Below are 12,381 nucleotides of genomic sequence, written 5' to 3' on the forward strand. Positions count from 1 at the left end.
TCGGGGCTATTGGAAGGCGTCAGCCTGGCTGCTTCCGACTATAGGGGCCAAGCGCATGGAAACCGCTGTGTCATATCGGATAACAGCTTCGACACAACCCTGCGGCGAACCTGTAATGCGGGCGTGTTGGCCAAAAAAGTCCGTATTGTTAAGGGGTGCCATTGCCGGGTGATCACCACCGGCGAGCGGGTGCTGCAGGCCATTAGGAGAGGTAAATGGAAGATCCCACCACCATTGCCCTGAACCTGACCTTTTTTGGCACGCTCGGTGTGGCGTTCGTCATGTTCATCGGGCTGTTCCTGGTTTTCGTGGCCACCCTGCTGATCGCCGGCCTGGGCCGGCTGGTGGGCGTTACGGTCATGACCCTGTTCGGCCGGCGCCCCGCCAAGTCCGAACCCCGTGCCCGCCCGGCCCGCGCACCACGCCGGACGTTCAACCTGAAGACGGCCTGGGCGTCATCCTCCCTCAAAGCCGCGTTGCGCACCAAGCTGGAAGAAGCCGCGCGGAAACGCGCCGTGCGCAAAGAAGCCCCGGCCCTGGCCGACGACTGGGCCGAAGCGGTTGCCCGGGCGGATGCGCGGGCTGCAGTCAGGGCCAAGGCTGCAGCGGCGCCCGAGGTCAAGGTCACCGTCCGTGATCTCCCCAGCCCGGACGCCCCGGTGGAAGACGTCAGGTCTGTGGCTCCGCTGGTGGAGTCCGCCACGGACCAGCACGCCGCCGTCAGGGCAATTCCGCGTTCCTTCGAGAAGCCGCCCGGGCCCGGACGAATGGCCATGCTGGACACCGGATCGCTGGCCTGTTTGGCCGGCCACCCCGCCGCCTTGCGGGGCACCCTGCCGCCGGAGCAGCGCCGCGCCGGCTGAATTAGGCGCCGGCTGGCTTTGGCACCGGCTGATTGGCGGCCAAACATGGTTCACAAATCGTCATTGGGAACTCTTGCGTTACCCCGGACTACGGAAAGCTAAGAAGTGCTTCGCCAACGGCCTGCGCACCGCCGATTTTGTGTAGCCTCGTGACGATCCACAGCAATCAGCGTGGGAGTCAAAAGTGAGGAAAACCGGGATGAGCCTCAACCAGCTACGGGTGTTCGGGCGCAGCGGGACGCTGATCAGCCCGCTCACTTTGGGCACCATGAATTTCGGCGAAGGCGCGCCCGCCGGCTCGTTCGCAACGGATGCTGGCGCACCAGTCAGCACCGCCCACGGCTATGCGCCCACGGGGGCGGACGAGAGTATCCGCATCATCAACGCGGCCTTGGACGCCGGCATCACCGCTGTGGACACGGCGGACGTCTATTCGCAGGGACAGAGCGAACAGGTCGTGGGCCGCGCCCTGAAGGGCCGCCGCGACGACGTATTCATTGCCACAAAATTCCACGGCCAGATGAGCGCCAACCCCGCGCACTCGGGCAACTCGAGGCGGTGGATCATGCAGGCAGTGGAAGGCAGCCTCCGCCGGCTGCAGACTGACCGGATCGACCTCTACCAGGCCCACCGTCCGGACTACAACACTGACGTCCTGGAAACCATCACCGCGCTGAACGACCTGATCCGCCAGGGCAAGATCCTCTACTACGGAACGTCTGTGTTCACACCGGCGCAGCTGGTGGAAGCCCAGTGGCTGGCCACCACGAATCACCTCATCCCGCCCGTAGCGAACCAGGTGCCGTATTCCATGCTGGTCCGCGGCACCGAGCGCGACGTCCTGCCGATCGCCCAGCAGTACGGCCTGGGCGTGCTGGCGTACGGTCCGCTGGCCGGCGGCTGGCTGTCCGGCAGCTTTGTCCTGGACGCCGGGAAACCTCCCACGCGGGTCCACTCCCTGCCCGGGCGGTACGACATCTCCGGACCCGCGAGCGAACGCAAGCTGCTCGCCGCGGACTCCCTGGCCCGGCTCGCAGACAAGCTGGAACTGCCGCTTGTGGACCTGTCGGTCGGTTTCGCCCTTAACCATCCGGCGGTCAGCAGTGTGATCGTCGGCCCGCGCAGTGAAGAACACCTGCAGGCATACCTGAAGGCTGCGGACACGGTGCTGGACGAAACCGTGCTGGATGCCATCGACGAACTGGTGCCTCCCGGCACCAACTTCGTGGAGCGGGACGCCGGCGCCGTGGTCCCGTCCCTGGAATACGCCGAACTGCGCCGGCGGTAAGCCCCAGGCAGCCGCCGGAAAGCCCTTACCCTGAGCAACCAAGTGGGCTACGGTGAAAACCATGGAATTCAGATACCTCGGCAACAGTGGTTTCAAGATCTCCGAAATCACCTTCGGCAACTGGCTCACGCATGGCTCCCAGGTGGAGAACGATGTAGCCACCCAATGTGTGCGGGCGGCGCTGGACGCAGGAATCAGCACGTTCGACACCGCGGATGTTTACGCCAACACGGCAGCTGAGACGGTACTGGGCGAAGCGTTGAAAGACGAGCGCCGCCAGTCCTTGGAGATCTTCACCAAAGTGTTCGGGCCCACCGGACCCAAGGGCCACAACGACGTGGGGCTGTCCCGCAAGCACATCATGGAGTCCATCGACGGTTCCCTGACCCGCCTCCAGACCGACTACGTGGACCTGTACCAGGCGCACCGCTACGACTATGAGACGCCGCTGGAAGAGACCATGCAGGCGTTCGCAGACATCGTCCGGCAGGGCAAAGCACTGTACATCGGCGTCAGCGAATGGACAGCCGACCAGATCCGGGACGGCCACGCCCTGGCCCGGGACCTGGGCTTCCAGCTGATCTCGAACCAGCCGCAGTACTCCATGCTCTGGCGGGTCATCGAGGCCGAGGTGATTCCGACGTCCGAAGAACTGGGCCTGTCCCAGATCGTTTGGTCCCCGATTGCCCAAGGCGTGCTCAGCGGCAAGTACCGGCCGGGAAAGCCTGCGCCGGAGGGAAGCCGCGCCACGGACTCCAAGGGCGGCGCCAGGATGATCGAACGCTGGATGTCCGATGAGGTGCTCAGCGGTGTCCAGAAACTCAAGCCGATCGCTGCGGACGCCGGGCTTACCATGGCGCAGCTGAGCATCGCATGGGTGCTGCAGAACAAGAACGTCGCTTCGGCCATCATGGGTGCGTCCCGCCCCGAGCAGATAGCCGGCAACGTGGCAGCCGCCGGCGTGAAGCTGGACGAGGCCATCATGGACAGGATTGACGAAGCCATCGGGTCCCTGGCTGAACGCGACCCGGCCCAGACCAAGTCGCCCGCGTCGCGCGAGGCCTAGCCATGGCGGACACGGGAAGTTCCGCAGGAAGCGAGACAGGAAGCGAGACAGGCAGCGGGACGGCCGCAGGCTCCGGCGGATCGCTGCCCGACTTGGCTATCACCGGCTCCACCGGGCAGCTCGGCGGCCTCGTGGCCAGGATCCTCGCCGATGCCGGCCAGCGGCAGCGGCTGCTGGTGCGGGATGCCGCCCGAGCGCCTGAACTTCCGGGTGCCGATGCGGTGGTCTCAGCGTATGCAGATCCGGTGCCGGCGAAGTCCTCGCTGGCGGGCGTGAAGACCCTCTTCATGGTGTCAGCGGCGGAAGCCGAGGACAGATTACAGACACACTTCGCGTTCGTGGACGCGGCAGCGGCGGCCGGGGTTCAGCACATTGTCTATACGTCGTTTTTCGGTGCCTCCGCAGACTGCACTTTCACGCTGGGCCGGGACCACTACGCCACCGAAGAGCGGATAAGGACCTCCGGCATGGACTACACGTTCCTCCGGGACAACTTCTACCTCGACTTCCTGCCCCTCATGGTGGGAGACGACGGCGTCATCCGCGGCCCGGCGGGCAATGGTGTGATGGCGGCCGTGGCCCGTGGCGATATTGCCCGGAGCGCCGCTGCCGTGCTGCGGGATCCGGGGATGCACGTGGACCGGACCTATCATCTGACCGGACCGGAGGACATTTCCCTGGAGCGGGCCGCCCGGTTGCTCACCGAAGGCACCGGCCGGAGCATCAGCTACCACCATGAAACGTTGGCGGAAGCGTACGCGTCCCGTGCCTCATACGGCGCACCCCCCTGGCAGGTGGACGCTTGGGTCAGCACCTACACGGCCATCGCGAACGGCGAACTGGCGGGCCCGACGTCGGACGTTTTTGAACTCACGGGCAGGGAACCCCAGGGACTGGCGGACTTCCTCAAGGAGGCGCACCGCCTCTAACTGCAAGGCGTCCGGGGCCGCCCTTGACGCACGCGTGGAGGCGGGCGTAAACCTGTGAACACGGGCACCGCCCGGCGCAGCATCCGCATCCACAGCAGAATCCGGCCCTAACCGGAATCAGCCCCAGACCCAGAATCGCAGTGCCATGACGAACCAGATTTCCCGGCGCCGCCAGACCGCAAAGCCCACGGCGCATACCGGAGAACCCACGCACGGCCCGCTCACCGCAGAGGAACTGCAGCTTGCAGTCAGGAACCATTCGATGCCGCTGGAGGCGTTGCGCGAGGACACCACGCCGCCCGGGCTGCACTACGTCCTGACGCACTTCGACATCCCGTTCATTGACGCCGACGCCTGGCACCTGCGGATTGGCGGGGCCGTGCAGCGGGCCGTCGAAATCAACCTCCGGGCGCTCCGCCGCGACCCCGCCATCAGCATTCCCGTCACACTTGAATGCGCGGGCAACGGCCGGTCGCTCCTCCGGCCGCGCCCGCTGAGCCAGCCTTGGCGGCTCGAAGGGGTGGGCACCGCGGTATGGACAGGTGTTCCGCTGGCGTACCTGCTGGCCCAGGCCGGTGTCGACGAGGACGCCGTCGAAGTGGTGTTCACAGGCGCCGACGCCGGCATCCAGGGCGGCGTCCGGCATAAGTACGGGCGCAGCCTGCCGATCAAGGAGGCGATGCGACCCGACGTCGTGGTTGCGTACGAGATGAACGGCCGCGAGCTGCCGCCGCAGCACGGCTTCCCGCTGCGGCTGGTAGTCCCGGGCTGGTACGGAATGGCCAGCGTGAAGTGGCTGGAATCCATCCAGGTGGTGACCCACCCCTATGACGGCTTTCAGCAGTCAGTGGCGTACCGCTACCAGAAGGACGCGGACGACCCCGGCACACCGGTCACCCGTATCAAGGTCCGTTCGCTGATGGTTCCGCCCGGAATCCCGGACTTCTTCACCCGCAGCAGGGTCCTTTCCGCCGGGCCGGTGATGCTCAAGGGCAGGGCCTGGTCCGGTGAAGGTTCCGTGGTCAGCGTCGAGGTGGGGATCGACGGGAAGTGGGTTCCGGCGCACCTAAGCCATCCCGCCGGCCCGTTTGCCTGGTGCGAGTGGACGTTCCCGTGGGTGGCAGATCAAGGCGAGCATGAGCTCGCCTGCCGGGCCACCGACTCCACAGGGTCCAAGCAGCCGCTGGAGCAGGCCTGGAACTATCAGGGCATGGGCAACAATGTGGTGCAGCGCGTGAAGGTGGACGTGTCCTAACCCGCGTCAGCAGCCTTCGAAATCGGTCAGGACCTTGACCTTGCCTGCGGAGGCGGATAGCGGCCGAACCGCCGCCGGCGAGGGCTTCTTCGGCGAAAATCGGAGGGATCGTTGAAGATTCTTGTCATGGTGGGCTCTCTGACTCGGGCTCAGTCTTCTGGGTGGAGCACTGCTAGTGGATGTGGCTTCCGCCGTTGATGTCGATGGTGGTTCCGGTGAGGTAGGCCGATTCCTCGGAGGACAGGAAGGTGATGACGGCGGCGATTTCCTCGGTGGTGGCGTTGCGGCCCAGGGGGATGCCGGCGTTGATGGCGGCTTCCTGCTCCTCGGTGCTGCCCACACGGATGTTGGTGTCCACCGCGCCCGGGGTGATGGCGTTGACTGTCACTCCGGTGGAGCCGATTTCGCGGGCCAGCGCCTTGGTGAAGCCGAGGATGGCGGCCTTCGCTGCAGAGTAGGGCACCTTGCCGAACACGCCGCCGCCGCGCTGGGCGGAGACGGAGGACATGTTCACGATCCGGCCCCAGCCGTTGTCGATCATGTCCGGCAGGAATGCCTTGGTGACAAGGTAGGTCCCGGTGGCGTTCACGGCCATGACCTTGTTCCAAAGATCCAGGGTGGTTTCGAGGAATGGCACCGGCGAGGTGATGCCGGCGATGTTGGCCAGGGCGCCCACGGGCGGAAGGGTGCCGGCGGTGATTTCGGCCTTTACGGCGCGGTAGGCCGCGTTCACGGAGTCCTCGTTGGCGACGTCGATCTCGTAGCCGAAGGCCGGAACGTTGAATTCGTTGCCGATTTCGGCGGCGACCTTGGCGGACTTCTCGCCGTCGAGGTCCAGGATCACCACTCCCCAGCCCTGGCTGGCGTAGCGGCGTGCGGTGGTGATGCCGATGCCGCGGTCCGAGGTGGCTCCGGTGAGGACGGCGGTGCGCTGGATGGTGGTCATGATGCTCCTTGGGTTGCTTGGTGTGGCTATTTTTGGAATCGATTGCTCCGCAAGCGCCGTTTTGACGGTCCAAAACGGCGCTTGCGGAGCAATCGATGGTCAGATGAGGTCAGTGATGAAGCTGGCCGCCTTGGCGGCGGCCGCCGGGCGTTCGTCGTGCGTAACGTCGCGGGTTTCGAGTTCCAGTGAGAAGTGGCCGGTGTAGCCCTGGGCGGCCAGCGAGCGCAGCCCGGCGGCAAAGTCCGCGTGGCCGTTTCCGATGCTGAGGTTGATGTTGCCCGGTACGGCGTCGCGAAGATGGACATGGGCAACACGTCCCTCGTGGCGTCCGAGGTATGCCAACGGGTCCTCGCCGGCTGCGACGATGTGGCTGAAGTCCATGACAATCCCGACGCCGGAACCGGCCAGCCGCCGGGCCAGCAGTTCCGCGCGTTCCAGGTTCCAGCAGAACCGGAGGAAGTGCAGCGACTCGGTCCAGAGCTCGACGCCGAACTCCGCGGCGCGCTGCCCCGCGTGGATGAGCTGTGCAGCGACGGCGTCCAGATCCTCGTCAACACTCCGGACCGAGTCGTGACCCAAAGCGCCGCACGGCAGGACCAGGGCCTTCGCACCGGTGTTGGCGGCAAGCCCGAGCAGCGCCTCCAGGTGCCGTTCCCGAGCGGCCTGGCCGCCGGCGTCGAGCACTGCGTTCAGGTCCCCGATGTCACCGTTGACCGAACGGACCCGCAGCCCTGAGGCGGCAACCTCGGCAGTCACAGCCGCGACGGCGGCCGCATCCAGGTCATACGGGACATGGTCGCAGACGCCCGGCAGGGCGCCCAAGTCGATTTCTTCGAAGCCCAGGCCGCTGATGGTCTGCAGCGCAGCGCCCAGGTCCTGGTGCCTGAAGCTGATGGACGAGCAGCCGAGTCGGGAATTGAACATCTTCATTGATCCTCTGTACGAGCGGGGTGATGTGAATCACTGTAGAGTGTTTTAATGTCAACAGTCAACCTCCAACATTGACTGTTGACATAGACAATGACGCAGGTCACACTTGTCGTATCATGTGTTAACAGTCGACAGTGCTGGAGCCCGAGGCTTCCGTCGCTAATCGAAAGGGATTCACCTATGAGCAACGAAGCTCTGAAAATGCGGGGCCACGTCCACGGCACAAAGGACGCAAAGCGCGTCGCCATCGGCTCCGGTGTTGGCGCCGTCATTGAGACCTATGACTTCATCGGCTTCGGCACCGCCGCGGCCCTGTACTTCGGTACGGCGTTCTTCCCGACAGGCGACCCCGTCACGGGAACACTGGCAGCCTTCGCCACCCTCGGTGTCGGTTTCGCCGCCCGCCCCATCGGCGGCATCATCGGCGGGCACCTGGGCGACAAGGTGGGCCGCAAGCCCGTCCTGGTGGCCTCCCTGATCCTCATGGGCGTGGCCACGTTCCTCATCGGCCTCCTGCCCACCTACGAGCAGGTGGGCCTGCTGGCCCCCGCCCTGCTGGTGTTCGTCCGCGTCGTCCAGGGCCTGGCCTTCGGCGCCGAGTGGGGCGGTGCCATCCTGATGAGCTATGAACACGCACCCTGGAAGTCCAAGGGCAAGTACACTGGCATCGTCCAGGCCGGCTTCCCCGTTGGCCTCCTCCTGGCGAACCTCGTCTTCCTTGTCAGCGTGAACCTCGGCGGCGAACTTGCCTGGCGCGTTCCGTTCCTGGCCAGCATCGTGCTCGTCGCCGTCGGCCTGATAATCCGCTCCAAGGTGCCGGAGTCCCCGGTCTTCGACGAGGTCAAGGAAAGCGGCTCGATCGTCAAGTCCCCCATCATCGAGGTCATCAAGACCGACTGGCGCAGCATCGTCCGCGGCATCGGCCTGCGCATTGCCGAGACCGCCGGCTACGCCGTCTCCATCACGTACATGATTTCCTACCTCCACACCCAGCAGCTCGCCGACAAGACCCAGACCCTCGTCGCCCTCTGCATCGCTTCGTTCATCGGCATCTTCGCCACCATGGCCTGGGCAAGGCTCACCGACCGGATCGGCCGCCGCCCCCTGTACATCTGGTCCACAGCCTTCGCACTCCTATTCGGCATGCCCATGTTCCTGCTGGTGAACACCGGACTCTTCATCTTCGTCATCGCCACCATCGTCATCTCCTATGCCGTCTGCCAGAACTCCCTGGCCGGCGCCCAGGGCCCCTGGTTCCCCGAGCTGTTCCAGGCCAAGACCCGCTCCTCCGGAGCCTCCCTGGCCTACCAGATCTCCGCCATGGTCTCCGGGTTCACGCCCTTCATCACCACGCTGCTGTTTGTCGCCCTCGGCTGGATGGGCCCCGCGCTCCTCTTCAGCTTCTACGCAGCAATCGGCCTCTGGGCCGCCCTCGTCACCCGGGAAACCTGGGGCAAGCGCGAACGGAAGCTTGCAGATGAGGCCACCAAAAGCACCCCCCAGTCGGTGACCGTCTGATGACCACGTCCACCGAAGAAACCCACATGACTGCCACACAGGAAACCATGGCTACTACTACAACTGACCGCGTCGACAGTGTCTCCGCTGCCGCGTACCGCATCCGGCACCACGCCCTGAACATGGGCGAGGTCCAGGGACAGGGCTACGTCGGCCAGGCGCTTGGCGCGGCAGACATGCTGGCAGCCGTCTACTCGGACCAGCTCCGGTTCCGGGCCGAGGACCCCGAATGGGACGGGCGGGACCGGTTCCTGCTCTCCACCGGGCACTACGCCATCGGGCACTACGCAGCCCTTGCCGAAGCCGGCATCGTTCCGGTCGAGGAGCTCGAGACTTACGGCTCGGACGATTCCCGGCTGCCCATGTCCGGGATGTCCACCTACACCCCCGGCATGGAAATCTCCGGAGGCTCCCTGGGCCACGGCCTCACCATCGCCGTCGGAATGGCGCTGGGCCTCCGCTACCAGGAGTCCACGGCGAGGGTCTACAACTTCCTCTCCGACGGCGAACTGGACGAAGGCTCCACCTGGGAAGCCGCCATGGGCGCGCACCACCACCAGCTGGGCAACCTCACCGCCATGGTGGACATCAACGCGCTCCAGGCGGACGGCAAGACGGACAGCGTGCTCCGCACCGAGCCCGTTACGGAAAAATGGGAATCGTTCGGCTGGTACACCCAGCGGGTGGACGGCAACAACATGGCCGAGCTCCTGCAGGCCTTCGACAACGCAGCCGCCCAGGCCTCCACCGTCGGACGTCCTTCCGTGATCCTGTGCGACACGAAGGTGGGCCGCGGCGTGCCGCTGCTCGAACAGCGCGAGAAGGCGCACTTCATGCGCATCGAAGAACATGAATGGCAGCTATGCCGCGAACAACTGACCGCAGGATACGAAGGGACCGCTTCAGCATGAGCACCACCACAGCCGTAAAAGCCGCAGCCCCCAAGCTGAAAACCTCGGCCATGATCGCGTCCTTCGCCGATCCGGGCCAGAAGACCGCATCCGCGCCATTCGGGCACGCCCTGGTGAAGGCCGCACAGGAGAACGACAAAATCGTTGGCCTCACCGCGGACCTCGGCAAATACACGGACATGCATATCTTCGCCCGGGCCTTTCCGGAGCGGTTCTTCCAGATGGGCATGGCCGAGCAGCTGCTCTTCGGTGCCGCCGCCGGCTTCGCCGAGGCCGGACTGGTGCCGTTCGCCTCCACCTATTCCGTGTTCGCCGCTCGGCGTGCGTACGACTTCCTCTGCCTGGACAGCGCCGAGCCGAACCTCAACGTGAACATCGTCGGCGGGCTGCCCGGCCTGACCACGGGGTACGGTCCCAGCCACCAGGCCACCGAAGACATGGCGATCTTCCGCGGCATGCCCAACCTGACCATCGTGGATCCCTGCGACTCGATCGACATCGAACAGGCCGTCCCCCAGCTCGCGGCCAGCGAAGGCCCCACGTACCTGAGGCTGCTGCGCGGCAACGTTCCCACCGTGCTGGATGAATACGGCTATACCTTCGAACTCGGCAAGGCCAAGGTCCTCCGCGGCGGAAACGACGTCGTCTTCATCTCCAGCGGCCTGATGACCATGCGCGCCCTGCAGGCCGCCAAGGCGCTGGCCGGGCACAACGTCGACGTCGCCGTCGTCCACACCCCCACCATCAAACCCTTCGACGCCGAAACTGTCCTGGCCGAGATCAACACCGACCGGCTGGCGGTGACCCTGGAAAACCACAGCGTCATCGGCGGCCTGTTCGAGACCGTTGCATCCGCCGTCGTCAGTGCGGGACTCGGCAAAAGAGTGGTTCCCGTCGCGTTGCCGGACGAGTTCCTCGACGCCGGTGCACTGCCCACCCTGCACGAGCGCTACGGCCTCTCCGTGCAGCGGATTGTGGCGAAAGTACTCGCGGAACTCGGCTAAGCCGAGCCGCACGGCCGAAGCGCGGGACGGGCACACGCCGGTTCCGCGCTTTCTGGCGTAACATCAACAGTTAACACACTGACTGTAAACAGTCGACCACTGACAGTGAGGGAGTACCCCAATGGCCGGAGCAACAGCACCCCTGCTCGGACTGCAAAAGAAGAGCCTCCGCGAGCAGGCACTTTCCGCTCTGCGTACGGCCATCACCAGCGGCGAGCTGGAACCCGGGCGGCACCTGGTGGAAACTGAACTCTCGGACATGCTGCAGATCAGCCGGGGAACCCTGCGGGAAGCGCTGCGGCAGCTTGAGCAGGAAGGCCTGTTGTCCGCCGGCCCGCGGGGCCGCCTTTCCGTCCGGCACCTGGATGCCAAGGAGATCCGGGATATCTACTCCGTGCGCGCGGCGTTGGAATCCTTGGCCGCTCGGACCCTGTGCGAACTTCCGGAACGCCAGCAGGTCATCGGCTCACTCCGTGCCGCCATCGACGCCATGGAAGCCGCCACCAAGGGCAGCCTCGAGGAGCGGATCGAATCCGATCTCGAGTTCCACCGCACCATGTGCCGTCTCACGGGCAATGAGACACTGCTCCACTCCTGGGAATCGCTGGAGGGCTCCATCAGGATGTCCATCATGTTCGCCGGACAGGAAAAGGGCGTTTCGAACATGAGTGTGGACCGGCACCACGACATCGTGGCCGCCATTGAAACCGGCGACGCCTCCCTGGCCCGCAAGACCATCCGTGAACACATGGACACGGCAGCGGACAACCTGGTGGCGTAGCCTGGGCCAACCTGCCCGTCCTCCCGCTGTTCGCCGCGCCTCGGGTCCTGCCTCAGTAGTCCACGATCGCGCCGCAGGAAATGTTCACGGTGGCGTCGGTGATGGCACCGGCCCGGTCCGAGGCAATGAACACGGCCACGTGGCCCACGTCAGCGAGCGTGGCCGTCCTGTTCAGGTGCGCCGTTCGGGTGATTTCCTCCACGATCTCCTCACGCCCCTCGGCCTGCCAGGGAATGGTCTCCACGATCCCGCCCGTAACGAGGGTGACCACCCGGATGCCGGCCTTGCCGAGCTCCAGCGCCCACTGCCGGCGCTGTCCTTCCATGGCGTCCAGGGCGATCTTGAACCCGCCCAGCCCGGCCAGCGTCTGGGGGCCGGAGCCGCCGAACATCAGGACGACGCCGAAGCGCTGCCGGATCATGTGCCGCGCGGCGGCACGGGTGGTGAGGAAGTGGGTCCGGGTCGCGGCGTGCACGGGCTGACTGAAGTCCTCGGCGGAGATTTCCATCAGGGGCTGCTGGACATCCCCGTAGGAGATCAGGTTGAAGGAAATGTCGATGCGTTTGGTCTTCTTTGCAGTCTGGTCCACGAAGGCGTTCACCTGTGTTTCGTCCAGCGCGTCGACGACGGCGGTTTCGGCGCTGCCGCCCGCCTCACGGATGTCCCGGGCTACTTTCTGCAGGCGTGATTCAGTGCGGCCGGCAAGGAAGACATCGGCACCTTCCTCGGCAAAAGCCCGGGCCACTGCACCGCCGATCGGTCCGCCGGCACCGTAAACAAGCGCCGTGCGGCCCCGGAGCAGGCCGCCGGGCCCCGTCCCGTCCGGCCCGTTTCCATGTGACCCCGTCCCGTTTCCCAGCAGCATTGCGGGCCTCCTGCCCCGGAGTGGT

At 65.6% G+C, this 12,381-nt stretch carries 12 protein-coding genes; 9 read left to right on the top strand and 3 right to left on the bottom strand.

The annotated features are described in order from the left end of the window. Positions 1–215: 215 nt before the first annotated feature. From J2805_RS00125 to J2805_RS00145, 5 genes are all read left to right on the top strand, one after another. The gene (locus J2805_RS00125) at positions 216–863 is read left to right on the top strand and encodes a hypothetical protein (RefSeq protein WP_309967350.1); all 648 of its coding nucleotides are present in this window, start codon (positions 216–218) and stop codon (positions 861–863) included. 199 nt (positions 864–1,062) lie between these two features. Beyond that, positions 1,063–2,151: an aldo/keto reductase gene (locus tag J2805_RS00130; protein ID WP_309967352.1), complete on the top strand. Its 1,089-nt coding sequence runs from the start codon at positions 1,063–1,065 to the stop codon at positions 2,149–2,151. Positions 2,152–2,212: 61 nt separating this feature from the next. After that, entirely contained in the window at positions 2,213–3,217 is a 1,005-nt protein-coding gene (locus J2805_RS00135; RefSeq protein ID WP_309967354.1) for an aldo/keto reductase family protein, read from the top strand. A gap of 2 nt (positions 3,218–3,219) precedes the next feature. Beyond that, positions 3,220–4,146 (top strand): SDR family oxidoreductase, encoded by a 927-nt coding sequence (locus J2805_RS00140; RefSeq protein WP_309967357.1) that lies wholly within the window; start codon positions 3,220–3,222, stop codon positions 4,144–4,146. Positions 4,147–4,291: 145 nt separating this feature from the next. Then, positions 4,292–5,401, top strand: a complete 1,110-nt coding sequence (locus J2805_RS00145) for a sulfite oxidase (protein ID WP_309967360.1) — start codon at positions 4,292–4,294, stop codon at positions 5,399–5,401. Between the two features lie 172 nt (positions 5,402–5,573). On the opposite strand, the gene J2805_RS00150 is transcribed toward J2805_RS00145, so the two are convergent. Both J2805_RS00150 and J2805_RS00155 read right to left on the bottom strand, forming a co-directional pair. Next, the gene (locus J2805_RS00150; protein WP_309967363.1) at positions 5,574–6,347 is read right to left on the bottom strand and encodes an SDR family NAD(P)-dependent oxidoreductase; all 774 of its coding nucleotides are present in this window, start codon (positions 6,345–6,347) and stop codon (positions 5,574–5,576) included. A gap of 99 nt (positions 6,348–6,446) precedes the next feature. After that, positions 6,447–7,271 (bottom strand): sugar phosphate isomerase/epimerase family protein, encoded by an 825-nt coding sequence (locus J2805_RS00155; protein ID WP_309969033.1) that lies wholly within the window; start codon positions 7,269–7,271, stop codon positions 6,447–6,449. 186 nt (positions 7,272–7,457) lie between these two features. On the opposite strand from J2805_RS00155, the gene J2805_RS00160 reads away from it, so the two are divergent. The 4 genes from J2805_RS00160 (at position 7,458) to J2805_RS00175 (ending at position 11,491) form a co-directional block, all read left to right on the top strand. After that, positions 7,458–8,795: an MFS transporter gene (locus J2805_RS00160; protein WP_309967366.1), complete on the top strand. Its 1,338-nt coding sequence runs from the start codon at positions 7,458–7,460 to the stop codon at positions 8,793–8,795. A gap of 26 nt (positions 8,796–8,821) precedes the next feature. Then, positions 8,822–9,706, top strand: a complete 885-nt coding sequence (locus J2805_RS00165; protein WP_309967369.1) for a transketolase — start codon at positions 8,822–8,824, stop codon at positions 9,704–9,706. Continuing rightward, complete coding sequence (locus J2805_RS00170) at positions 9,703–10,710, top strand: transketolase family protein (RefSeq protein WP_309967372.1); 1,008 nt, start codon at positions 9,703–9,705, stop codon at positions 10,708–10,710. The genes J2805_RS00165 and J2805_RS00170 overlap by 4 nt, the downstream gene beginning before the upstream one ends. A 121-nt stretch (positions 10,711–10,831) precedes the next feature. Continuing rightward, positions 10,832–11,491 carry a GntR family transcriptional regulator gene (locus J2805_RS00175; protein ID WP_309967376.1) on the top strand — a complete coding sequence of 220 codons (660 nt, stop codon included), beginning with the start codon at positions 10,832–10,834 and terminating at the stop codon, positions 11,489–11,491. 52 nt (positions 11,492–11,543) lie between these two features. Here the strand turns inward: J2805_RS00175 and J2805_RS00180 are convergent, their stop codons facing one another. Next, complete coding sequence (locus tag J2805_RS00180) at positions 11,544–12,356, bottom strand: SDR family NAD(P)-dependent oxidoreductase (RefSeq protein WP_309967378.1); 813 nt, start codon at positions 12,354–12,356, stop codon at positions 11,544–11,546. Between the last annotated feature and the right edge of the window lie 25 nt (positions 12,357–12,381).

It is taken from the genome of Arthrobacter oryzae, from assembly GCF_031454875.1.
GTDB classification, from domain to species: Bacteria; Actinomycetota; Actinomycetes; order Actinomycetales; family Micrococcaceae; genus Arthrobacter; species Arthrobacter oryzae_D.